Annotated in this window: 22 protein-coding genes and 1 pseudogene; 16 read left to right on the top strand and 7 right to left on the bottom strand. The window is 47.8% G+C overall.

What is annotated here, in order from left to right; translation table 11 throughout:
• Positions 1-129: 129 nt before the first annotated feature.
• Both Q7O77_RS03270 and Q7O77_RS03265 read right to left on the bottom strand, forming a co-directional pair.
• A complete protein-coding gene (locus Q7O77_RS03270) occupies positions 130-1167 on the bottom strand; it encodes a serine/threonine-protein kinase (protein WP_304163531.1) in 1038 nt (345 codons plus the stop codon).
• Positions 1149-1601, bottom strand: a complete 453-nt coding sequence (locus tag Q7O77_RS03265; protein WP_205562790.1) for a hypothetical protein — start codon at positions 1599-1601, stop codon at positions 1149-1151. Before Q7O77_RS03265 ends, Q7O77_RS03270 begins: the two co-directional genes overlap by 19 nt.
• A gap of 706 nt (positions 1602-2307) precedes the next feature.
• On the opposite strand from Q7O77_RS03265, the gene Q7O77_RS03260 reads away from it, so the two are divergent.
• From Q7O77_RS03260 to mobC, 15 genes are all read left to right on the top strand, one after another.
• The gene (locus Q7O77_RS03260) at positions 2308-2529 is read left to right on the top strand and encodes a hypothetical protein (protein ID WP_304163528.1); all 222 of its coding nucleotides are present in this window, start codon (positions 2308-2310) and stop codon (positions 2527-2529) included.
• 70 nt (positions 2530-2599) lie between these two features.
• Positions 2600-3265, top strand: coding sequence for a lytic transglycosylase domain-containing protein (locus tag Q7O77_RS03255; RefSeq protein ID WP_304163526.1), 666 nt, complete (start codon positions 2600-2602; stop codon positions 3263-3265).
• Positions 3262-3543, top strand: coding sequence for a TrbC/VirB2 family protein (locus Q7O77_RS03250; protein WP_107332632.1), 282 nt, complete (start codon positions 3262-3264; stop codon positions 3541-3543). Before Q7O77_RS03255 ends, Q7O77_RS03250 begins: the two co-directional genes overlap by 4 nt.
• A 9-nt stretch (positions 3544-3552) precedes the next feature.
• Positions 3553-6300 (top strand): VirB3 family type IV secretion system protein, encoded by a 2748-nt coding sequence (locus tag Q7O77_RS03245; RefSeq protein WP_304163518.1) that lies wholly within the window; start codon positions 3553-3555, stop codon positions 6298-6300.
• Positions 6301-6323: 23 nt separating this feature from the next.
• A complete protein-coding gene (locus tag Q7O77_RS03240) occupies positions 6324-7040 on the top strand; it encodes a type IV secretion system protein (RefSeq protein WP_304163516.1) in 717 nt (238 codons plus the stop codon).
• A 10-nt stretch (positions 7041-7050) separates the two neighbouring features.
• On the top strand, positions 7051-7275 hold the full coding sequence (locus Q7O77_RS03235; protein ID WP_116227001.1) for an EexN family lipoprotein: 225 nt from the start codon (positions 7051-7053) through the stop codon (positions 7273-7275).
• Between the two features lie 11 nt (positions 7276-7286).
• The gene (locus tag Q7O77_RS03230; RefSeq protein WP_304163513.1) at positions 7287-8327 is read left to right on the top strand and encodes a type IV secretion system protein; all 1041 of its coding nucleotides are present in this window, start codon (positions 7287-7289) and stop codon (positions 8325-8327) included.
• An 87-nt stretch (positions 8328-8414) separates the two neighbouring features.
• On the top strand, positions 8415-8555 hold the full coding sequence (locus tag Q7O77_RS03225; RefSeq protein WP_304163511.1) for a hypothetical protein: 141 nt from the start codon (positions 8415-8417) through the stop codon (positions 8553-8555).
• Positions 8548-9231, top strand: coding sequence for a virB8 family protein (locus Q7O77_RS03220; protein ID WP_304163509.1), 684 nt, complete (start codon positions 8548-8550; stop codon positions 9229-9231). The genes Q7O77_RS03225 and Q7O77_RS03220 overlap by 8 nt, the downstream gene beginning before the upstream one ends.
• Entirely contained in the window at positions 9228-10121 is an 894-nt protein-coding gene (gene virB9 / locus Q7O77_RS03215) for a P-type conjugative transfer protein VirB9 (protein WP_304163507.1), read from the top strand. The genes Q7O77_RS03220 and virB9 overlap by 4 nt, the downstream gene beginning before the upstream one ends.
• Positions 10118-11338 (top strand): VirB10/TraB/TrbI family type IV secretion system protein, encoded by a 1221-nt coding sequence (virB10, locus tag Q7O77_RS03210; RefSeq protein ID WP_304163505.1) that lies wholly within the window; start codon positions 10118-10120, stop codon positions 11336-11338. Before virB9 ends, virB10 begins: the two co-directional genes overlap by 4 nt.
• On the top strand, positions 11328-12344 hold the full coding sequence (gene virB11, locus Q7O77_RS03205; protein ID WP_304163503.1) for a P-type DNA transfer ATPase VirB11: 1017 nt from the start codon (positions 11328-11330) through the stop codon (positions 12342-12344). The genes virB10 and virB11 overlap by 11 nt, the downstream gene beginning before the upstream one ends.
• 43 nt (positions 12345-12387) lie before the next feature.
• Positions 12388-12690 carry a TrbM/KikA/MpfK family conjugal transfer protein gene (locus tag Q7O77_RS03200; RefSeq protein ID WP_085689717.1) on the top strand — a complete coding sequence of 101 codons (303 nt, stop codon included), beginning with the start codon at positions 12388-12390 and terminating at the stop codon, positions 12688-12690.
• A gap of 725 nt (positions 12691-13415) precedes the next feature.
• Complete coding sequence (locus tag Q7O77_RS03195; protein WP_304163499.1) at positions 13416-15266, top strand: type IV secretory system conjugative DNA transfer family protein; 1851 nt, start codon at positions 13416-13418, stop codon at positions 15264-15266.
• A gap of 8 nt (positions 15267-15274) precedes the next feature.
• Positions 15275-16021: a MobC family replication-relaxation protein gene (gene mobC, locus Q7O77_RS03190; RefSeq protein ID WP_304163498.1), complete on the top strand. Its 747-nt coding sequence runs from the start codon at positions 15275-15277 to the stop codon at positions 16019-16021.
• 250 nt (positions 16022-16271) lie between these two features.
• Here the strand turns inward: mobC and Q7O77_RS03185 are convergent, their stop codons facing one another.
• Together Q7O77_RS03185 and Q7O77_RS03180 are read right to left on the bottom strand one after the other, a co-directional pair.
• Positions 16272-18791: a DEAD/DEAH box helicase gene (locus Q7O77_RS03185; RefSeq protein WP_304163496.1), complete on the bottom strand. Its 2520-nt coding sequence runs from the start codon at positions 18789-18791 to the stop codon at positions 16272-16274.
• A gap of 577 nt (positions 18792-19368) precedes the next feature.
• Positions 19369-19896, bottom strand: coding sequence for a hypothetical protein (locus Q7O77_RS03180; protein WP_304163494.1), 528 nt, complete (start codon positions 19894-19896; stop codon positions 19369-19371).
• 157 nt (positions 19897-20053) lie between these two features.
• Between Q7O77_RS03180 and Q7O77_RS03175 the strand changes: the two are divergent.
• Positions 20054-20140: pseudogene (locus Q7O77_RS03175) on the top strand (mobilization protein mobC); the annotation flags it as partial.
• 103 nt (positions 20141-20243) lie between these two features.
• Here Q7O77_RS03175 and Q7O77_RS03170 read toward each other — a convergent pair.
• The 3 genes from Q7O77_RS03170 to Q7O77_RS03160 form a co-directional block, all read right to left on the bottom strand.
• The gene (locus Q7O77_RS03170; RefSeq protein ID WP_304163492.1) at positions 20244-20558 is read right to left on the bottom strand and encodes a CcdB family protein; all 315 of its coding nucleotides are present in this window, start codon (positions 20556-20558) and stop codon (positions 20244-20246) included.
• 2 nt (positions 20559-20560) lie between these two features.
• Positions 20561-20797, bottom strand: coding sequence for a type II toxin-antitoxin system CcdA family antitoxin (locus Q7O77_RS03165; protein ID WP_304163491.1), 237 nt, complete (start codon positions 20795-20797; stop codon positions 20561-20563).
• A gap of 316 nt (positions 20798-21113) precedes the next feature.
• Complete coding sequence (locus tag Q7O77_RS03160) at positions 21114-22061, bottom strand: ArdC family protein (protein WP_304163489.1); 948 nt, start codon at positions 22059-22061, stop codon at positions 21114-21116.
• Positions 22062-22608 lie beyond the last annotated feature (547 nt).

The raw sequence follows: 22608 nt of genomic DNA, 5'->3' as shown, positions 1-22608 counted from the left end.
TTTTAACCATTTTCTAAATAACTTTTCGCATTGATACTTCACTTCTCATAACCCAAGGCCAATGCTGGCAGGATGTCTGCCTTCAGCAAGTGTAGCGCTATTATGCCAAGCTATTTAGCACTTTTATTGCTATCTAAATAAAGTAGAAGATACATAATCGTATAAATACTTATATGCAGAATTTAGGTCATTGAAACTAGTGCAATCCTGAGTTTGCTTCCTTTCGTTTCTCTTTACCTCTACATTAAAGGCTGTCTTAGTCGGAACTAACGTAATCGAAAATGTGACTCCGCTTTGAATGCAAGTCCCACGGAATGAGTTCTGATCAGCTGGAGCCCAATCAACTTGAGGAGATAATCTCTCCAACGCTTGTCTAAATTCTGATGCACTCTGATATCTCTGGATAGGATCAGGGGCGCAGGCTTTGTTAATAATTCTTTTTAGCTTTTGCGGTATAAAAGGGGCGAACCCCAATGCACTAATAAGTTGTCCAGACCGAATAAGCCCTTCTGGGTTAGAGAGCTTTCTGATGGTACCGTCCCAGTCGGAAATGTAGTTGCATGCTCTAAATAATGTGACGCCGACAGCATATATATCTGTCAACACAGTGGTATTCCTATATATAAAATACTCTTTCGGTAAGTGTGTTGTATATCCTCTAGGGGATCCTGCAGCCTGAAGACCAAGAACTGTAGCCAAGCCAAAATCGGAGAGTTTCGCTCCGAAATCGCAAAGCATAATATTAGCTGGCTTAACATCGCGATGAAGAATTCCATTTATATGGGCATGCTCTAATGCAAACAAACAATCAATAATTAGTCTAATCGTCGAGTGAATAGATACGCTATTGGCTTTTATAGCATCTTCAAAACTGCCTCTAGGCAAATACTCCATATCTATCACAACATGCGAACTTGAGTTTATTTTAAAAACATTAGCCTCATTTATTCTGACGATATTTTTGTGCATACACTTATGAAGAATCTGGGCTTCTTCAAGTTTTTTCATTACATCATCAGCGTCTGGCGCATTGAGCACCTTTATTGCCTTTTGAGTATTAAGCGCATGGTCATGTGCCAAGAATACGTCACCAAACGCACCGTTTCCCAAGTGTCTTAGTAGTTCATACTTTCCGATTTGACCAAGATTCATTTCAAAATCATCCATGCGGAAAGCAATGCATATTTCTGGTTTTTATCCCACTTAGGTTGAAAAATTCCGAAGTATTGATCAATGTGGTCGTAAATGTTGATCGACTTATCCATGCCAAACTTCGAAGCTGTAAAATTTCCGGAAACGAACTCAAACGTACTAATGTTATTTTGATGGGCAATATTGTGCAAGACTCCCAATGGGTAATACCAAGGCGCTATTTCATCTTTTTTTGCATTCAAAGAAACTTTAATTCCGATATTTTTTGGAGAAAACCTTGTTATTAGATTTTGAAAACTTGTCTCGTACCAATTCATTAGGAGTTGGGTGTTAGGGAAATTGTTTGTGTGTATTTTTTCATAATGAACAATTCTGGGGGAATCTTTGCTCCCATCCAAAACGCAGTAACGAAATCCATTTTTTTCTAAATTAATGCCTAGAACAGTCATGTGAACTCCTACTTGTCTGCTTACAAATGTTTAATGAGTGCTAACGTATTAATCAAAAGGATGGCGGCAATGTTAAATCGAGGAGCATCCTTTCTATCATGATATCTGTCTTTTAGTGCCACAAAAGTAACATGTCATATTTCAGCAAATTGAAGCGAGGTGTCCCAAACGCTAGTTCGGAAAATAAGGTTATAACCCGAATTGCCCCCCAAAACAACTGGGATGATTCACACCATGGTTGGCAACTTCTCAGTAAAAATTAAATTTCTGCAAATGGCACTTAGAAGGCGCTTCGGTTTGGTATGGTTGGAAAAGCAACCAATTTCAGCCAGCCCATCTGCCAATTTGTTCCAGTGATAGTGGGTGTTCAAGAGCCAAAATGTCAGATCAAATCCAAACCAATATGATCAATAAACTCAAATAATTATTACGCTATATATTTTCTCTCTCATTCCCTTTTTGACTTTATCATTTTCATCCTATCGCCAATATCGCACGCTAATCGCGTCACCTTCTACTGGCGAGCTTTATGGACGTTTATATCGTCCGGGCCGAGTATTGCTCTTTAATAATATGAGTCGGGCTGTCACACAACCACAATTCAGGGTGCCGCTGAATGTTCTCGCTGACCGTTGAAACCGGAATGCAGAATCGGGATGTGATCGATTGAGTTAATTCACTATGACTTTCTATTAAAGGAAATAGCATGAGAAAACCTACCTATCACGTATTTGTCACGCAGGAAAGCCAACCCGACTCAAGCCGAGAGAAAAACACCTACTGGACAAAAGTCGGCGTGGCATTCGCTCATAACGGCAAACCCGGATTGAACATCGTACTGACACCCGGCATTGCTGTCTCTGGTAAGCTGGTACTCCTTGAGCCAAAAGACGATAGCGATACACCACAGACTCCTCAGCACGATTAACACTCCCTCTCCTTTCCTTGCCACCATAGTCTGATAGCTACGTGTGGCTCGACTTGTTACCGAGGCAACCATGCTCTCCCCCACTGCCTTTCTGGCGGCGGCCATGCAGTGTGCCGCCACGATTCACCCATCCACCGCGTTTGATGTAGCGAAGGTAGAATCCAGCTTTAATCCTTACGCCGTCGCTGAAATTGTGCCAAAGGAAGAGAGAACGCCCGGCAGCGTAGGCGTCATTTCTCACCAACCCACTAGCAAGCAAACTGCCATCAACATCATCAAGCAGGTAGTCGCAAAAGGTCGCCGTTATTCGGTTGGATTGATGCAAATCACCAGCACCAATTTCCGGCATTACGGCGTGACGGCCCATGACTTATTAGACCCCTGCACCAATCTGTCCGTTTTTGAGCATATCCTCACCGATTGCTACCAGCGAGGCGGCACGCTGAAAAGAGCACTCAGTTGTTACTATTCCGGCAATTTCGATACGGGTCAGCAGCCAGAATCTGCCTTTAACCAAACCAGTTATATCCAGCGTATTGGCTATGCGGTTCCGTCTACGCGGGAAGATCTCAAGCGCAGCACCACCAGCCAATCCACATCAGATGTTCATTATCCGACCACCGTCCTATGCGGTGAACTTACCGATAAACCCATACCGGTTTTAACCTCCCTGCACTATCCCAACACCATCCTTCGCGGCGATGTATCCCTACCTGTATTTAGTGAGGAGCAATGACTATGCAAAAACGTAAATACTGGCCTGCATTTTCTTCCCTATTGATATCGACCCAAACGCTGGCAGCCGGGAGCGGATTTAATAAAGCCAACGATACGCTGAGTAATACGTCCACTGGTTTGCTCGGGTTGGCCGCCGTCACGATCACGTTGGCAACCATGTGGGTGGGTTACAAGGTGCTGTTCGACGGTAAAAGTTTGCATGACATGCGCAACGTCATTATCGGAGCCATCCTGATTGTCGGCGCATCGGGCTTTGGTGCCTATTGGGCATCCTAGGGGGAAACGATGACTACCCTGAACAAAGCGCTGACCCGCCCTGCCGCCATTATGGGCATCCCTCTCGTCCCGTTCGTGATCGTCAGCGGGGCTATTGTCCTGCTGTCGGTTTACACAAGCTATTACCTTGCCTTGTTATTAATCCCTGCCTGGTTGGAAATGAAAGCAAAGGCCCGAACGGATATTCATTATTTCGGACTGCTGTGGCTGGCCTTTAAAACCCGTGGGCGATTTGCCACGGATCGCCATTTCGGTGCTCGTGCCGTGCTGGCAAGCCACTATGACGCCGTCGATATTTCGGAGTTTACCGCTAAGATGAAATTAAACGAGCGCACCACGCTGGATAAATACATTCCTTACTCCTCCCACATTCACCCTCACATCATAAGAAATCGCGCCGGTGATTTAGTCGCTACCTGGGAGTTGGACGGTACTGTGTTTGAATGTGAGGACGAGCATCATCTGACATTGCTGGCAAGCCACCTTAACAACCTGATCCGCTCGTATGAAGGGCTACCGATCACCTTCTATATTCACCGCATGCGAGAGAAATATCAGGATGGCTTTGATGCCAGTTCGGGCATTCCCTTTTCAGATGAGGTCACTAAACGCTATTACCAGCCACTAAAAGAGAAACCGCTCTGGCGGCACCGACTTTTTTTTACCGTCTGTTATGCCCCGTTCTCCACACTGGAGAAAAAAATCATGAAGACGCAGACCGCCGGAAAAAGGAAAGCGGCGCTGGATGATGCACTTAAAAGGATGCTGGAGCACCATGAAGCCATCCACACCGCCCTGTCGCGTTATGTGGCAACACCCTTGGGCCTTTATGAGGAAAAAGGTCGGGCTTACACCTCACAACTGGCTTTCTATCATCGGCTGATTACAGGTAAATGGCAGAACGTGGCGGTGACACTCACACCGTTTTATCACACACTCAGCACGCCGGATGTGTTCTTCACTACCGATACCGCCGAATGTCAGACGGTCGGCGGCTCCCGCTTCTTCCGCAGTCTGGAAATTAAAGACTACTCACCGGAGACCTACACTGGCCTGTTGGATGCGCTGCTGTATGCCGAAAGCGAGTATGTGCTGACGCAGTCTTTTACCTGTATGGCACGGGATGAAGCGCAAAATCATATCCGATTGGCGGAAAAACGGCTGAATGCAACCGACGATGACGCCATTTCACAGTGTGAGGAATTGATCGTCTTACGCGATCTGCTCCAGTCCGGGCATGTGTCTTGCGGCAAGTATCACTTCTCGCTACTGGTTTCGTCCGCCAGCGCCGATCAGGTAGTCAAGGACACCAATGCGCTGGCTCAGCCTTTTAACGATCTTGGCATAATGACATCCCTGTCTACGCTGTCGTTACCTGCCTCTTATCTGGCTCAACTTCCCGGCGTGTATACGTTACGCCCCCGTCTGGTGGTGGTCAGTAGCCAGAATTACGCGGATATGGGGAGTCTGCATAACTTTCATCCTCACAAGCGTAACGGCAATCCGTGGGGTGATGCTATCGCCATCCTGAAATCTCCCGGTGGCGGCGGTTACTATCTGAACTTGCATGACAGTCAGGCAGGACGGAATGACTTCAATGAGAAAACGCCGGGGAATACTGCCATCATCGGTAAAACCGGTTCAGGAAAGACCCTGCTGATGACGATGACGAAACAGTTGATGCAGAAGTACCGCAATCCGGCGACATTTGCCGCCTCTGCTACCGTCAAACGGCTGACCACCGTTTACTTTGATAAAGACAGAGCAGCGGAAATGTCTATCCGCCAAATGGGCGGTCGCTACTTCCGTATCCGGACCGGTATCCCTACCGGATTCAACCCGTTTTCACTTGCGCCTACTCGACGGAACATCAGTTTTATCAAGCGATTGATCCGGATGCTGTGCCGTCGTGACGGTAAGCCACTCGATCCCCGCGATGAAGAGCGTATAAGCAGTGCGGTGGACACCATTATGCTGGACTACCCGCCGGAATATCGTCGTTATGGTATTACCCGATTGCTGGAAGTGTTGCCCGAACCACCGACCAAAGAGGCCCGGACTAACGGCCTGCGTATACGACTGAAACAGTGGGCGCAGGGCGGTGAATTCGGCTGGGTGTTCGATAACGAGGAGGACACATTCAACATCAGCAATATTGATAACTTTGGTATCGACGGTACGGAATTCCTGGATGATGACGACATACGTGGGCCGATCACCTTCTACCTGCTCTATCGCGTCACCAGCCTGTTGGATGGTCGCCGACTGGTGATGTTCATGGATGAATTCTGGAAATGGCTGGCTGATGTCGAGTTTTCTAAATTCTCCCTCAATATGCTCAAGGTGATCCGCAAGCTGAACGGCATTTTTATTCCCGCCACTCAATCGCCCGATGAAATCGTCAGGCACCACATCGCTCCGGCGATTATTGAGCAGTGCAGTACCCAAATTTTTCTCGCTAATCCCAAGGCCAACCATACGGATTACGTGGAGAAAATGAAAGTCCCGGAAAGCGTTTACGACATGGTTCGTAATCTTGATCCAAGCGAGCACTATATGGTCGTCCTGAAAACACCACTGCGTGCTGGTGAAACTCGCCCGTTTGTCGCCATGGCAAGAATGGATTTATCGGGCCTCGGGAACATCACCAAAATCCTGAGCGGCAGCGAAGACAACCTGAAAATATTTGATGTCATTTATCAGGAAGGTATGTCACCCACCGACTGGAAAGCAACGTTCCTTAATCACGCTATCTGATATTCACCCCGGAGGTTATCACCATGCAAACCAGAAACGTCTTTCTTGCGTTATCGCTATTGGTTTCCACACCCGCACTCAGCGCCGGTATTCCGGTGTTTGATGCCGCCAGTAATACCGAGTCAATTAACCAATGGGTGCAGAAACTCCAGCAATGGCAGGAAACGGTCACTCACTATAAAAGTGAGCTTGATGCTTATAAGCAGCAATTAGCGACCGCAACAGGCATACGGGATATTCAGGGGTTTCTCCGCGAGGCAAAAAACCTGAAAAACGATATCGAACACCTCAGTAAAAATGGTATTTCACTGGATGATCTGCTGACCAACCCAAGCGGTTATTACTCTTCTGACCTTCAACGCTTATATAGCAAATATCAATCGTTTGATATTTGTAATCAGTCCAATTCATCGCAACATTATCTTGAAAGTTGCAAACAGCTTGTCCTCAATCAGGCGGTATCGATTGAGAATACCAGCGAGGTTCAAAACCGGATTAATAGCACATTAAACGATATATCAAACTTATCCGACCGCATAGTCAACGCCAAAGACTCGAAAGAGTCACAGGACCTGGCTAACGCGGTGGCAGCCAAAAGCGTACAATTGAACGCATTAACCAGCCAATGGGAAATGTCAGTTAAGCAGGCTGAACTGCGATCCGTGATGTTGACTCAACAGCGGCAAAAAGCATTCAATGAACAGCAACTCGTCTCCCCTATTCCTGACTTTAATCATTGAGAGGGTAAGAATGAAAACGTCACTTTGCATTTTTCCGATTATTTTAGGCTCATTATTTCTGGCGGGGTGCGACAACCCGAAATCAACGCAGTGGTACAAAGAACATCCGGATGAAATGAGTCAGAGATATAAGGCGTGTGAATCATCTGGTGATGACTCCCAGGATTGCAAAAATGCGCGAGAAGCGCGATTTGAACTCCGTCAGGAAAATGCCAAGGTTCCCGATTTGAATTAAAGGGGTCATCTATGTCAGGTGGTATGTTTGTTGGAATGAACAACACGATCACTGACGGTTTACATGCCGTACTGCGGGGACAAACCTCCGTGTACGGCGATATGGTAAGTGTTATCGCCGTCAGCTCCTTCACGTTATTTGTCACTTATCGGGGTTATCAAACCCTGTCTGGAAAACTTCAAACGCCTGTAGAAGATGTCATATGGGATGTCGGGCGAATGCTATTAATCATGACATTCGTTTTAAATCTCGATGGATGGCTGGATTTAACCATTTCGGCTATTAACGGATTAACCGACGGCGTCAGCGGTGATGACAATGTCTGGGTGTTACTGGATACCGTCTGGGCGAAAGCGCAAACGATAGGACAAAAGCTTTATCAACAGGATGATTCCACCTATGTAAAACTCAACGGCGGTATTGCCCAACTTCTGGTCTGGGGAGGCGCAATCGTCACTTTGCTATTTGGTTCGGCGGTTAACCTGTTAGCCGGAATAATCATTGTATTAATGACCACCACCGCACCGTTATTTATTTTCTGCCTGCTGTATGGATTCCTTATTCCGATGTTTAACAACTGGCTTAAAATTATCTTCACGGTGATCCTGACGATTATGTTTTCCGCGTTATCTATCAGGATTGTCATCAACTATCTTAATGGGCTATTAGATAAAGCGGTTAATTTTGCAGATAGCGCTAATATCATCACGCTGGGCGTTCAGTGCTGCGTTGCAGGTATTATTTCTGGCGTCATTATCTGGTTTTCAGCAAAAATCGCTAACGCATTAGGCGGCGTCGCCGTTCAGGTCGCGCTACAGGGTGCCGCTATGGGCGGTCTACGTGGGCTGACAAAACCGTCTTCTGACGCGGCGAAACCAGCTATGAAAGCCGGTGCGGCGGGTGCCCGGTTAGCAGCAAAAGGGAGCGTCAGCGCCGCTACTGCAGCAGGTACACTTATCGCCGCAGGCACCAGCAAAGCCCTCTCCGTATGGCAAAAACGTGCGGCTTCTATCGACAGCATGAAGCGTTTCAACCAACAGCGTAACCGCTAATCCCCTTCTAACGCAGTCTCTCCACCCCGTGCCGTGGCAACCGCCATCGGTATGGCATTTCTGTCTTCGACAAACACAGGAATCAATATGAAATCCAGCCTCGTCTTTCTGATGCTGTGCGTCCTCACGGGCTGCACACAGCGTCAGCACGATTTGACGCCAGTATCTGGCGATCCTCAACCGGTTAATTCTCCCGCGATTATTCAGGAGCTGACAAAGCATGTCTGAAACAGAAAACATCATTGCGTCATCCCGTACCTTTGAATCTGTCCTGCTGGAAAAGGATGAGCGGGAAAAAAAGCTGGCGTGGCGAATAGCGGCCATAGGGTTTGCTTTGGCCGCTATGGCGATCACCGCATTGATTATTCTGCTGCCGCTGAAGACCACCGAAATCGAATTATGGTCGGTGGATAAACAGACCGGGCGCTATGAATATATGACCCGGATTAAAGAGCAGAATATTTCTACTGAAAAAGCACTGGCTCAGGCGTTAGCAGCGCATTACGTCAGGCTCCGCGAGGGGTATAACTATTTTGCTCTTCAGCGCGATTACGACGATGTGCAGTTATTCAACAGCGACAGTGTGAATCGGGATTATCTCGACGGGTTCAACAGCAATCAGGCACCCGATGTCATTTTCAATAAAGCGGAATATGTTGTGTCTATCGACATTATTTCCAACGTTCACGCGACCGCGACAGATCCTGACCATCTGGCGAATTTACGCATTAAACGGACTATCCGCCGCATTGTCGATAACTCGGTTAAAACAGATGTCTGGAACATCCGTCTGACTTATCGCTACCTCCCCCGCAAACAACTGACCGACAGCCAACGAGAAGTTAATCCGCTGGGGTTCATCGTAACCAGTTACCAACGCGATAAAGAACTGAGGGGAGAATGATGCTGAAAAAAACAGTGATTTTGTGGCTCCTTCTGATGTCATCCACAGCCTGGAGCGCGGCGATACCGAGCCGCAGTACGTATGACAGCCGAATGCAGCATGTCACCTATAACAGCCAAAATGCGACTATCGTCAACACCCGCCCCGGCTACCTCACCACTCTCCTGTTTGATGACGATGAAGAAGTCATCGACGCGCAGGCGGGGTTTCCGAAGGGCTGGAAAGTCACAAAAAGCGATAACCGGGTCGGTGTCAGCCCAAATCCTATTACCCAGCCGGTGACCGATGACACCGGCAACAACGTCAATAAGGTGTTTCTACCAACGGCGAGCGAGTGGAGAACCAATCTCTTTGTCGTAACATCAAAGCGCGATTACAGTCTGGAACTGAACGTACTGGAGAATGACTCGCCTTCGCAGGCCTTTATTATCCGTTTTCGCTATCCGGATGACGAGCGCAGGCAAGCAGACGCAGCCAGCGCAGCGCGTCTGAAGCTCCTGCGTGAAACACAGGAAAAGCAGCGGATAACGACAGCATTTGAGCAGGCTACCACACAGCGTAACTGGCTTTATACCAAGCGGGTCGCGGCGGGTTCAGCCTCCATAGCACCGGATTTTACTTACGATGATGGCCACTTTATCTATCTGGGTTTTTCTCCCGTCAAAATCCTTCCGTCTCTCTTTCGGGTCGTGAACGGGCAGGAACAGACCGTAACCCCCCGCATAGCCAAACACGGAAACTATACCGTGGTCGTCGTGCGGGCAATGTCACCACATCTAGTGTTGCGCTACGGCAGCGCGGTAGTCGGGATTGAGAATACGTCATTCGGCAACGCCATCGTTGGCAGCGGTGACACCGTTTCACCTGTCGTTACGCTGGAGGCTAAATGACTGATAAAGCAAACCCAGAGACAACGGAAAAAACCGTGGCGGAGCTGGAAGCTGAAGCCCGTGAACGCGCCCGTTCAGCGATGGCGAGTCAGGCACCAGAGCAAAACACATCTCCCGGCCAACCTGAAGTGACCCGCTTCAAAAAGGCCTCCAGCCGCCGGACGCTGCTGGTCAGCCTGCTGAGTCTGGGCACCCTGATTGCACTGGCATTGGGTGGAGATCGCTTCCTTGTCGCATTAAAGCAACGCGATGATAAGTCGGTTGAAACCCCAGCACCACCATCAGCCAGTACGGGGCAACATGAGCGTAAAAACCTCGGTATGGACAACAATCCGTTCGGCCTGTTCGGTCAGGACAAACAGGAAACCGCAACAGATAATCACCCAATACAGACGGCACCACCGTCAGAGCCACCCGCTTTAAATAAAGCGGCGGCACTGGTCGATGGATCAAGTAGTGCCGCTGAGTCCACACAACGCGGTAATACTCAGGCTTCACAAACTGCCTCTTCCGGTACACAACGCAATCAGAGCAAAGACACATCTGGCACAGAGGCTAACGACGACAATCCCGGTGCGGCAAAGGTGACCAGTGTTAGGCGACTGGGTCTCGATCCCAATCTTTACCTTCCGGTTGATCGTTATATTCCGTGCTCAATGATGCGGCGTTTTGTCTCTGATGTGGGCGGTCATATTTCGTGCCTTATCGGTGAAGATGTCTACAGCGCCAACCATTACGTGAAATTGCTCCCTGCCGGAACAGTCGCCAGAGGGTTCTACCGCACCGGGGCGCTGCAACATGGCCGGAGCCGAATGTTAGTCATCTGGACGGAATTACGCACACCCGAACCCGGTAGCCTGCAAATCACGCTGATTGATACCGAAGCCACCGGCCCGTTGGGTGAGGCCGGGATTAGCGGCTGGATTGATACCCATTTCTGGGAACGGTTCGGCAATGCGTTGATGTTGAGCACCGTACAGGACGTGGCCGCCGCCGCATCAGATTCAGCACCGGGGAAAGACCGCAATACTGATTACACCGAAAACACCCGCGCTGCTGCGTCAGAAATGGCGAAAACGGCGTTAGAAAACAGCATCAATATCCCGCCCACGATGTACCTCAATCAGGGCGATGTGATCGGGATCATGACCGGTACGGATATCGATTTCTCTTCCGTTTATCAACTGCGTCTAAAAAAGAGGTGGTATGAGCGCTGAAAACCTGTCGCTGGATTTTATAAAAAATCAGTTATTTGGTGAATTTCTGCCACTGGCAGGCCTGACGGAAATCGCCATTAACCGCCCCGGAGAGATCCACACCAAAATAAATGGTCGATGGCAGAAGCATAATTCCTCGATTACATTGCGTCAATGCCATGCTTTTGCCAAAGCATTGGCCTCATGGAATGAAGACAATATCGATGATACCTCCCCTATTCTTTCCGCCACATTAGGATCAGGTGAACGTGTCCAGACCATTATCCCTCCAGCCTGCGAGCGGAATACCGTATCTATTACGCTGCGAAACCCGTCATTTGCGCAGAAAACGCATCAGTCCTGGATTGAGGCCGGGTTTTATAACCGGATAGCCGGTAAGGAGAGAAATGAAAGCAAAGATGATGAACTGACCCGATGCTATAAAAATGGTGATATTCCCCACTTTATCGAAAAGGCCGTCGAGTACGGCAAAACCCTCTTTATTGTGGGTGAAACTGGCTCCGGTAAAACCACCTATATGAAGACGTTGCTGCACTATATTCCGTCACATCTCAGGCTAACCACGATTGAAGATAATCCCGAAATCCGGTTTTACCACCACACTAATTATGTGCATCTGTTTTACCCGGCAGATGCCGGAGACGAGGCGATTATCACCCCCGGTCGATTAATTCGGGCCAATTACCGTATGAATCCGGATCGGATTCTGCTGGCGGAAATTCGTGGGCGGGAGGCATGGGACGCGCTGAAAATTATCGGCTCTGGGCATGAAGGTCTTATCACCTCCCTGCACGCAGGCAGCCCGGAAGAGTGTATTGAAGGGATCATTGACCGCTGTTATGAAAATCCCGACTGTAAAAACATCCCGTTCGATGTGTTGTTACGCAAGGTGCTTAAATGCGTAGATATCATCGTCAGCGTAGATATTCACGGCGATATTCGCCGGATGGGGGATATTTATTTCAAACCGATACACCTTCATCAAATGAAGAAATCATTCAGATAGACGAACAGTTAAAGCCCACTCATTCTCAATAAAGGTATTTGATATGAAAACGATCCTATTCACCGTGTGCCTTTTCTGCATGAGTTTACTACTACCCTCTTCCGTAATGGCCGCTGATGCCTGCGAGATGGTTTTATGTCTGTACGGTAAAACAACCGGTAATGGCGGAGGAAATGAATGTCAGTCTGCTGAACGTTCCTTCTTTAAGGTTGTGAAAAAGAACAGACACGGATTTCACCCCAACCGTACCGCCGACGCCCGAAAAGCCTTATTACTCGAATGCAAATCAGCCGCCCCGAAAATCATCGACCAGATAATTAATAAATTTGGTCGCGTGCGTCATTGAATTCAAAGAAAAACGGTAATAACAACATCTGGATTATTACCATTCCCCTTGTCAAATCGGGATAGAAAAATCGGCACCGATCGTGACGGTTTTAGGCTTTTAAATTTATGCGAATAGCAGAAATTTAAAAGTGGCGTAAGGCAAGTAAATTCAATTTCAAAGAAATTGCTAATTTGCGTCGCCGAACCCATCTGCAAACAGCCGCGCCCACGCGGATTTTGCAGACTGGGGGGAGCCGAATAAATTTCGCCGCCCCAGCGAGCGAAAAGCTATCGCCCACGATAGCGGTTTATTTGGGGGGCTTGCCCCGCACACCGTCGCCGCTAAGTCTCCGGCCAAAAGCCGGTAGCGTGGCGCGACCAACCGCTTTGAAGGCGTTTTCCCATTTTTTCGCTTGGCCGGAACGGACAAAAGAAAAAATAGGCGAAAAACGGCGTCTCAAAGGGGTTGGTCGCGCGTAGCGGGCGACGGTGTGCCGCCTTTGACCTTGGGGGTTTTGGCGCGGCGTCCAGCCGCGACATTACCCCCATGTGACAGGTAATAAGGGCGTCCAGCCCGCATGAACTGGCGCACGCTGTTTCGTGCAGGGAAGCATGCTTTCCGACACATGGCCGCAGAGCGGTCACCTTCTTCGCCCCAGACGTTCGCCCCGCCTTTTCGCCCAACACCGTGGGGCGAATTGATGGGGCGATACGTTGGGGCGAGTCGCGGACAAAGGAGGCATCATGATTTTAAATAAGCTTGCCGTTTCACTGTCACCGATAGTAAATGGTGCGCTGGCCTTTATTGATGTTATACAACAGCATCAATTGATGCTGGCGCTACTATCGGGCCTGACCCTGCCGTTTCTTGTCTCAATGAAAAGCGATGAACGGCAGAAAGCCCCGCTATGGAAAAAGCTGATTATTATTTTTTCACTGCTGTGTTTTCTTTTTGGCATAATGAGACCCTTACTTATTAGCATTTTTCAGTGGCTTTATAGCGATCGGATACTTACCCGCACTCCCATTCTGGACTGGTCAATATTAATTATATTTACCGTGGCAGGGTTTATTTTCCATATTGCTCTGCGCCGAACATTAACGCCTGAACTGGATAAAATAAAAAAACGTCTCATCAAAAAGAGCAGTCTTGAACGAGAATTACGCACCGATGTACGCACGGTGAAATCTCTGCTGCCGGAAACGCTGCATTATAACCCGCTGGATTATATCGAACTGAGCAAAGACATTTTTATCGGGATGGACAGAGAGCAACAGCCGATGTACCTCCCGTTAAAAGACTGGCAAAAACAACACGCGGATATTATTGGAACCACCGGAGCCGGTAAAGGTGTCGCAACCGGTATATTGCTTTACCAAAGTATCCTGGCGGGTGAAGGTGTATTTATTATGGACCCAAAGGATGATGAATGGGCGACGCATCTTTATCGCAAGGCCTGCGAGGATGCAGGCAAACCCTTTGCCTTAATTGACCTGCGAAAACCGCAATACCAATTAAATCTGATTAAAAATATTACGCCTGACGAACTGGAGGAATTGTTTGTTGCGGGATTCAGCTTGGCGGAAAAAGGTCAGGAATCCGATTTTTATCGTATCGACGACCGAAAAGCGGCACGTATGGCGGCACAATTTGTCAGCCGTCATCCCTCTTCTACTATCCGCGATATTTATAACGGCGAATATGTTCAGGGCATCGCGGAAGATATTAAAGCTTTTTTCGGCAAGATTGAAGAGCTGGCGTTGCTCAATGTCATCAACGCGCCGACAGGATTTTCACTCCAATCGGTTTTTGATGAAGGTGGCTGCTGCTATGTCATCGGCTCAATGCGCAACAGCAAAATCATTACTGCACAGCGTATGCTGCTGGTACGTCTGTACCAGTTAGCAGAACGGCGCGACCGGGTAAAAGAAACGCCCCGCCCCATAGCCATCTTTCTCGACGAATTAAAATACCATCTGTCAAAACCGGCTCTGGAAGGGCTAGGCGCGGCACGAGATAAAGGCGTGCATATTATTATGGCGCATCAGTCCGTCGCCGATTTGAAAGACTGCCCGGCAGATTTAAAAGGCGATGCTGTTGTCGGTGCGGTCGTTGAAAACGCTAAATTCAAGCTAGTTTACCGCGTTATGGACCCGGATACGGCGGAATGGGTGGCGAGAATGTCCGGCACCATCTTAGTAGATGATGAAATCCGCAAAGCGAAAACTGATGCCGTACTGACGGAAACCATCGACGGTGAACGTACTATCAGACAGGCCGAGCGTTTCTTTATCGACAGCAATATGATCCTGAACCTGCCCGATTTTGTCAGCTTTATCTTTACGACGAGAACACTTCCCTCAGCCTCACTAATTTCCCCCATCAAGGTACAAAAACGTGAGCTGGAGATCTATTCCGTGTCTCCGGATATTTCCGCGTCCGCAGCACCGATAAAAATTGCGCTGGACTTCGACGAGGAAGAAGAGCTTCCCACTGTCACGGCAACCCGGCCAGACATTTTCTTTGAAGAGGAAAGTAAATCAGCAAAGCCGAGATCTGATGATGACGAAACACCGTCCTTGCTCAATTTTTAGGAGGTTTCATGCTTATCGCCACGCATAGCGAGCGCACCACTCGCAACAGCGAGAAGATAAAAAGGCTGCTGAATTTCCTGAAGGAAGAAACCTACAGCGACTTTAAAACACTGATGCTGCTGTTTGGCTTCAGGGATCATAAATCGCTGTATACGCTGCTGACAAAAACTGAGCGAATGGGGTTAATACAAAAGTATGTATTTGAATCACGGACAATGAAAATGTCATTGTGGGGCATAACCAGCGACGGACTGGCCGTTGTGTTAACCCCCGACGATGTGCTTTTCCCGGCACGATTTGAGCCTTCAAAAATCACCGGTTGGACGCTGGAGCACCACCTTGATAATCAGGTGGCTAGGCTGATTCTGGAGAAAAAAGGCGCATCCGAGTGGATAAACGGCGATCGCTCAACGTTCCTCAGCCAGTATCAGGTCAAACACCGTCCGGATGGACTCATCACACTCCCTGACGGACAGGTCATCGCAGTAGAAACCGAGCGCCGCCTGAAGACCAAAGCCCGCTATCAGTCAATCATCGCCAGCCATTTGCTGGCCCGGACAAAAAAGCACTGGATTTACGTCTTTTATATCGTACCGGACCTACAGAAAAAACGCGCCCTTGAACTGCTGTTTAGCAGCATCAAGCACGTAATCATCAACCATCAGCACATACCGCTGGAAGCACGTCACCGCAATGTTTTTCGCATTTATACTCTCGACGAGCTGCGACAACTGGAGCCGAGGCAATATTCATAAGCTGTATCTGGCGTTGCCAAATCTCATGGTCAGCTAAGAGCGAAGAGCGGAAGTTGACATATACTTATGACAAATGAGTAGTCAATCACAATTGATACAATGCTAGGAACCTAGCTACATTTTGACTCATTGATCTTTCAGGCAAGGTCGTAGGGGCTCAGTACCACACTGAGCCCTAGCTGAACTTAAAAAGTAGTAATAATACTTGTGCTACAATACCGTTTAATTTGTGAGGTGCTGTTTAGTGCCACTATTTAATGTCTTTAAGTTTCTTGGAGTAGCTGGATAAAATTTTAGGTACAGACAGATCGTACAGATCAATAAGTTTTTGAGTATGTTCGTCTGAAAGATCCTTAAAATTCAACCCTTCAAAAGCTTTGAAGAACATACGGCACGATTGAACGAAGTTTTTGAGATTAATTTCACGCATACCCTCGACCTCATGGGTAAATGCGGCAGCACTCTGGATCTTACCAGACGGATGGATAATTATCCGTTTAGCATCTAGGCCAGGATAATGCTTGTCAAACCAAGCGCATGAGCGATTCATTTGCTCAGCTTCTCGTTTGTTCACCTCTGAGCGGGTAACATCGACCTCACTCTTACATTCGATGAGAAGATAGTTCTTATCGTCAAGAGCCCATAGGTTGTCAGGACCTTCCTTCCATTCCATATCGGGACGCTCACCAATAAATCCGAGTGCAAAGCTTAATTCATTCAGAGCTTGCTCAAATTTGTCAGCTTTAACACCGAATACCAGTCGCTCCAAAATATCCGAAACTGCGACATCTAGCTCGCTGTAATTATCGAAGTTTTTGATCCACTTCTGAATTCTTTCAACTCGCCCCTGACTACGTAATGTTAGTTTGGTGACCGTTACTCCAGTTGCAGGCTTAAGGAGTAACATGTTATTTTTATGAGCATTTTTTTGCTGAGTTTGAGAATCCGCTCTTGCTGAGTTGTATAAGTAGCGAGCCCGCTCCTGGAGATACCAGGCTTTGTCATTGGCGTCCACGCTACCACTGTCAAGAAGATTTTGCAGGATTTTTGCAGCGCCAACATAATCCCCTGCCATATAAGCTTTCTCAGCCTGAAGTTCAGCTTCATAGATATTGAGGATATCTTTATTAGCACCAACTGGTGTGACATCACTCATTTGCTCGGCGTAATAAGCTTTCCAGTCATCATCACGGGTCAGGCACTGTTTGATTAGTCCATTGAATGCATTGGTTGGGTTCTCGCCCTCAGCTATTTCCTGCTTAGCCATTTTTCCAAGTTCAATTCCTATCTCAATCTGTTTGGCAAACTGGGGCGAAAGATACTGACGGGAGGTCGCATCTCGAAGGGTACGCACAAGTTCAGACCCTACGACAACGATAACGGAATAGTCTTTCTCGCCACGAACACTTCGTCCCATACCCTGTTCAATTGTACGCATTGTCTTAGTAAGTGTTGCTTTAGAATTAGGTCTTACCCGCTCGGCATAAAGATCTATTAAGCTTTCAGAGAAAGGTTTGGAATCAAACATCAAGATTCTGCAGGCTGAGTCGGGCAGGTCAATACCGTCATATCGGTTAACTAATACGATGGTCTCTTTGTAGCCACCTAGAAGAAGTTTAGCAATAGCATCGTCAACATTGTCCTTGTCAGTGATGACTGCTCCATAAGATTTCCAATCTTTTGAACGTGCCGCGCTTGGAGTCAGGCCTACTCGACCGAATTTTCGATTATCACTTGGAGTTGCTAGCCATTTAACCATTTGCTCGCGATTGAGATTTTCATGGATAATGGAGGGTAAGAGGATCATCTTTTCACCTGACCACGTTTCTTTAGCGTAGGTCAACGGTTGTGAAATTGTTTTGGCTGAAAGCTGTAGACCTTTGACAAGAAAAGCATCATCTGTCACCGTTGCAGACATAAAGATTCGGTGTTTTGCCTTAAAATAAGAGCCGAAAGTGTCTAGTGGTGCAACATAGGGTTCGATCTCGATTGCCAAACCGGAGACAATACATTGGCAATGCTTGAGCATGTCTTTCAGTAAAGGCCACGCGAATTTTATGGATTTACGATCAGCATTTTGTGCAAGAATTGAAGCTACTTCACTTTCATGGTTAATCCAACTCCAATAAGGGACAGGAAGGAAAGCTTCCCTTTTCTCATTTTCAATCTCAGCAAAAGTACCGATTCCTTGTTGCTCAAGTTCGGCTCGAAATAATGACAAAAGCCTACTGTAAGCTGGTTCTTCTCTTGGAATGCGAATTCGGCATTGTTCACGGATGCGGTCAGAACATGCATGTGCATCGTCCATCAGAACAGTATCAAGCAAGATAGATTGGTTATGTAGTCCGAATTTTGTCATCCCATTAAAAAGCTTGCTTGCGGAAGTAACCAGAATTCGATCTCCATTGATGAATTCTTCGGGAAGTTCGCCTTCGCTAGTACAAGTTCTGATTCCAAATTGTTTAGCTTGTTCACAAGTTTGATTGATCAAAAAATGGTCTGGGCAGAGATAGACAACCGGTGAATTTCCTGCGTTTAGACGAGATTGTAGCATGAGTAACCCAATTAACGTCTTACCTTGCCCGGTGTGGAGTTTGACGATAACGTCACGTAATTTCGCCTGATCCTGATGCCAAGCTTTAAGTATCGCCTCTTGGGCTGGACGCAGAGGCCCCTTATCATGCTGACGATCAAGGGTATCGTAAAGAGCTACCGGATCGGTTGGTTTTTGCGCCACCCTACCAGCGAGATGTTTTTTAAAATTGACCATGTGAAAACTTCCAAGATATTTAAATGATAAAAATATCTTAACAAGTTAACCCGTAGTACAAAACCTGTACGACTGCAATTTATGCTCAAATTCAAAGTTTGGACTGACCCCGCTCCGGTAGACGATTCTGCCCTATAGTTGGACTGACCCCACACCGGTAGACGATCCTGCCCTATAGTTGGACTGACGCCTTGAGCTTTAATATTTCCTTCCGAACCATACAACTAGGTCTGTTAAAAGCCCATAGGACGAATTCTACAGAGATGGCTATGGTGCAGGTTTCGGCTATAGGGCTCTTTTATGTAATCGAAGATATCCTAACGGGTCATAACGTTGGCAATGTCCGCTTCTGGCACGGAGCGGACTTTTGTCTATGCATAAAGAGAGAAGGAAATAGCAGATCGTCTGAAAGCAGAGGAAATAAGTCCAGAGCGTGGCGGCGAACTAACTCATAGAGTGGTCATGAATACGAAAAGTCGCCTGAAGAAGTGGGGCTACTTGGACTAATTGTCGGATATGGTTAAGTGATATCCCGGCTATCAACCGGGAATTGATTTATGCTTTCGCACCTACATTATCAACGTTCGTAAATTGTCTCGTTCGGGCGCATGTACATACCATCACTCAGATAAACGTCTTCGCCATCCTCAACACATAGGTCAGAATAAATATCGACCATGCCAGGTTCGACAATATTCGTCGAAATCCCATGAGCATCGAAGAGCTCAAAGAAGCGAGTGACCCATTCCTCGTTGACCTCATCTTGTATAGTTTTGCCGTGATCTATAGTAATGGAAAACATGGAGATGCAATTATTCTGAAAGCGGTCTACTTTATTCTCAGGTTGAAGATGATTTTCTTGGGTTAACGTCTCAGCGACCGAAAACAGGAGCTTCTGGTCTACTGGCAGCTTGTATCCGATAGTCAAACCACCCCCTGTGCGAAATCTCTCTTCGGGCCTCGTCGGTATCTGCACTTCAAAAGAATTACCATCATCATTTTGAGCTAAAAAGCGGACGAAAACCGTGTCTCCACGGACTAACATCCAATCCTTTCCATGTTTTGGTTTCATTGCTTTAACTATCTGCGGTTGTAATGCTGACATGCTCATGGTGTTAGATACCGAAAAGAAAAACATGAAAGAGATTATACCGACTAGAGTGTTTTTTTATAGCTCCGCTACTTTTGGCGAGCATCACAGAAAATGACGCTTCAAGCCAACGTCCGCTCCTGGCAAGGAGCGGACAGAGAGTAAAGTCACCAAGCACCTTGAACAGCGTCGTCTGATGCTGCAATGGTGGGCTAATTTTCTGGATGCTAACAGCAGCGATCTGGTTAGACTGTTTGACAGTATCAGCACCGTGGCAAGAAACGGTATTCCGGTTCCGTTTGACGCCAGATGTTTCTGTTCCGCACTATCGACGAACTGGAACAGGCTCCCGACAGCCATGACTAAATGCCGTCAATGAGGAAATCGATGGCGGCCTTTACCTGAGTACGGTACTGCGAAGCATCACAAAACACTGCCCCTAGGGCCTGGACAGGGATACTTGCCAGTTCGTGGGTCATTACGGCGTATTCTTTGCCGTCCGTCAGCCTGATGACGGGGACAAGGCGCTCCGGCCGGCGGCCCGCCGGATACTTTTCAATCGGGAGCAATGGGATCACTATCCGACGATTCAATTGCCCAATAATATCGCTCGTGACATCGAGCAACAGCGGGTAAACGACACTTTTCCCGGTATTACCGTATACAGTGAATTGCATGGTTAAAACGTCCTGTATTCATCGCTGAAACCCCCCTGCTCATCATGAAAACGATTTAGTGCTGCGAGAGCCTCCCTGTTTTCTTCCTGCCATTTTTTCGCTTCATGATAGCGAAGCTCTGTATCCAGGGCGGTCGTTAGGGTAGCACTCAGATTAATGCCCGCTTCACGCGCTCTTGCCAGTAAGGCACGCTCTACTGTCATGGTCACGCTCTGCGTGTTACGTTGTTTCGCGATCATGGTTTCTCTCCTGTATGAAATACGTGCGTATTACACGGCATAATACACTTATCACAACACCAAAAACAGGCTCTGCTAGCGTTCAGTCCTGCAAACCTCACAGTCAGTCGTCATACCTGAACCGTCGTTTACAGCAATCACCGATGTACAAACGCCGTTTGCGGGATGCGCGGGCTCTTTGCCGCCCGCACCCGCAGCCTGCGAATTTTCCGGGCATATTATGTCCAGAAAATTCGCAGGGAAATTTAAACATCTGTCACCTCCCTACCCGATATAAGGTTAAAGCCGCATTCCTTTGCGGCTTATCATCTCCGACTCAAATCTTACCCATCAAGTAACGATGCGCTTTTGAGGCGGCGCTGGCCGCTTTGAAAACATAGCGCTTGTCGTTTTTCAGCGCCTGAAGCCATGAGGCAATATAGCTTTCGTGCTGCACTTCTCCGATAATACTCAAATCCGCCATCAGAAAAGTACTTCCCAGCTCCGCCACTAATTCCTCCTCCGCATAATCTGCACTGCCAAATTTCCCTTTCATTTCACGGTTAAGTCGTTTTTTACCACCACTCCAGTGAACCAGCTCATGCAGGCCGGTAGCGTAAAAGTTAGCAGCATCAGCGAAAAGATGACGCTCGGGTAACCAGACCTCATCAGTTGAGGGGCGGAAAAAGGCGGTTTGTCCTTTCTCAATGATGTTTGCGCCGCTCTTCTGGAACAGATTTTCAGCCTCCGGCAACGGGTCAAAGATTGCTTCCGGGCTGACTGTTTCAGTTGTCAGAGGCAAGCCGTCAATTTGCTGAACGTTAAACACGTTGAAAGTTTTCAGCATCGGGATCTGGTCGATTTCGCCGTCTTCGTTTTCCTTCTCTAAGGTTGTATAGAAAATGGCTGTTGTGCCGTGTTCGCCTTTGCGAACCTGCCCGCCTACTGCCTGTGCTTGTTTGTAGGTCATCCAGCGTGAATCACCAAAACCCTGTTTTGACGCACTGCACCACAACAGCATGATATTCATTCCGCTATACGCGATACCGGTTGCGAAATTGGAAGGCAGCCCAGACATGCCCTGCACTCGTTGCCAGGGGCAAAACCACGGTTTTACACCGGCTTCAAGCGCTGCAATGATGTTATCGGTGACGGTCTGATAAATATCTGTTCTGGTGGTTTGAGAAAATTTCGTTTTTGAGGAGCCTGACTGCTCCAGCGGGGATACGCTGGTCGCCGCTGCGGCGTTAGGGCCGCTAGTCTGGATATGCAGGGAAATGGCCATGTTTTTTCTCCGTCAGTTGTGTGATTTTCGTCTTCGTATCGCCTGACGGTTCGCTTTCCCGGCATCGTTCCGGCCAGCAAGGGCGCAGAATGCGTGCCATTTACCCTTGTGGGACGGGTTGTGTTGGGAAACGATTAACCGGAAGCTGATACGGGAACGGAAGTCACACGGGAGAAAAAACTGACACTGCATAGACGGGCGTAGCGCCCCTTAGGCCGCAGCGGTGAAATGGGTTTGGGGTTTGGGCGAATGATTTTAGTTCTTCGTGATAAACGTAGATAAATGGTCATCCGTGCCGATTAAGACGGGAGCGTTTACGCCGCTCAGCTCTATTTCACATCAACTCCATCGTGCAGATAGTCACTTAAAATGTAAGGGGTTATAATCAAGAAGGCCTATCTGAATCTAAGGACAATTTCAATGTCAGACAGCTTGCTTGTTCGAGCCAGTAGGGATGGAGATCAATTTCACTATCTTTGGGCTGCCCGCCGAGCCCTCCGATCTGTCTCTTATACACATCTCCGAGCCCACGAGACTAAGGCGAATC

The sequence above is a fragment of the Lonsdalea britannica genome, from assembly GCF_946477055.1.
Taxonomy (GTDB): domain Bacteria; phylum Pseudomonadota; class Gammaproteobacteria; order Enterobacterales; family Enterobacteriaceae; genus Lonsdalea; species Lonsdalea britannica_A.
This window is presented reverse-complemented; position numbering and strand designations above follow the sequence as displayed.

What these genes read in the sequence shown, in the direction of transcription:
- Q7O77_RS03180 (WP_304163494.1), bottom strand. Translation starts at nt 19,896, where the DNA reads ATGTCAGCATTACAACCGCAGATAGTTAAAGCAATGAAACCAAAACAT.
- virB9 (WP_304163507.1), top strand. Translation starts at nt 9,228, where the DNA reads ATGATGCTGAAAAAAACAGTGATTTTGTGGCTCCTTCTGATGTCATCC.
- Q7O77_RS03230 (WP_304163513.1), top strand. Translation starts at nt 7,287, where the DNA reads ATGTCAGGTGGTATGTTTGTTGGAATGAACAACACGATCACTGACGGT.
- Q7O77_RS03260 (WP_304163528.1), top strand. Translation starts at nt 2,308, where the DNA reads ATGAGAAAACCTACCTATCACGTATTTGTCACGCAGGAAAGCCAACCC.
- Q7O77_RS03245 (WP_304163518.1), top strand. Translation starts at nt 3,553, where the DNA reads ATGACTACCCTGAACAAAGCGCTGACCCGCCCTGCCGCCATTATGGGC.
- virB10 (WP_304163505.1), top strand. Translation starts at nt 10,118, where the DNA reads ATGACTGATAAAGCAAACCCAGAGACAACGGAAAAAACCGTGGCGGAG.
- Q7O77_RS03225 (WP_304163511.1), top strand. Translation starts at nt 8,415, where the DNA reads ATGAAATCCAGCCTCGTCTTTCTGATGCTGTGCGTCCTCACGGGCTGC.
- Q7O77_RS03265 (WP_205562790.1), bottom strand. Translation starts at nt 1,601, where the DNA reads ATGACTGTTCTAGGCATTAATTTAGAAAAAAATGGATTTCGTTACTGC.
- Q7O77_RS03240 (WP_304163516.1), top strand. Translation starts at nt 6,324, where the DNA reads ATGCAAACCAGAAACGTCTTTCTTGCGTTATCGCTATTGGTTTCCACA.
- Q7O77_RS03195 (WP_304163499.1), top strand. Translation starts at nt 13,416, where the DNA reads ATGATTTTAAATAAGCTTGCCGTTTCACTGTCACCGATAGTAAATGGT.
- Q7O77_RS03200 (WP_085689717.1), top strand. Translation starts at nt 12,388, where the DNA reads ATGAAAACGATCCTATTCACCGTGTGCCTTTTCTGCATGAGTTTACTA.
- Q7O77_RS03185 (WP_304163496.1), bottom strand. Translation starts at nt 18,791, where the DNA reads ATGGTCAATTTTAAAAAACATCTCGCTGGTAGGGTGGCGCAAAAACCA.
- Q7O77_RS03160 (WP_304163489.1), bottom strand. Translation starts at nt 22,061, where the DNA reads ATGGCCATTTCCCTGCATATCCAGACTAGCGGCCCTAACGCCGCAGCG.
- Q7O77_RS03235 (WP_116227001.1), top strand. Translation starts at nt 7,051, where the DNA reads ATGAAAACGTCACTTTGCATTTTTCCGATTATTTTAGGCTCATTATTT.
- Q7O77_RS03250 (WP_107332632.1), top strand. Translation starts at nt 3,262, where the DNA reads ATGACTATGCAAAAACGTAAATACTGGCCTGCATTTTCTTCCCTATTG.
- mobC (WP_304163498.1), top strand. Translation starts at nt 15,275, where the DNA reads ATGCTTATCGCCACGCATAGCGAGCGCACCACTCGCAACAGCGAGAAG.
- Q7O77_RS03165 (WP_304163491.1), bottom strand. Translation starts at nt 20,797, where the DNA reads ATGATCGCGAAACAACGTAACACGCAGAGCGTGACCATGACAGTAGAG.
- Q7O77_RS03270 (WP_304163531.1), bottom strand. Translation starts at nt 1,167, where the DNA reads ATGGATGATTTTGAAATGAATCTTGGTCAAATCGGAAAGTATGAACTA.
- Q7O77_RS03170 (WP_304163492.1), bottom strand. Translation starts at nt 20,558, where the DNA reads ATGCAATTCACTGTATACGGTAATACCGGGAAAAGTGTCGTTTACCCG.
- Q7O77_RS03255 (WP_304163526.1), top strand. Translation starts at nt 2,600, where the DNA reads ATGCTCTCCCCCACTGCCTTTCTGGCGGCGGCCATGCAGTGTGCCGCC.
- Q7O77_RS03220 (WP_304163509.1), top strand. Translation starts at nt 8,548, where the DNA reads ATGTCTGAAACAGAAAACATCATTGCGTCATCCCGTACCTTTGAATCT.
- virB11 (WP_304163503.1), top strand. Translation starts at nt 11,328, where the DNA reads ATGAGCGCTGAAAACCTGTCGCTGGATTTTATAAAAAATCAGTTATTT.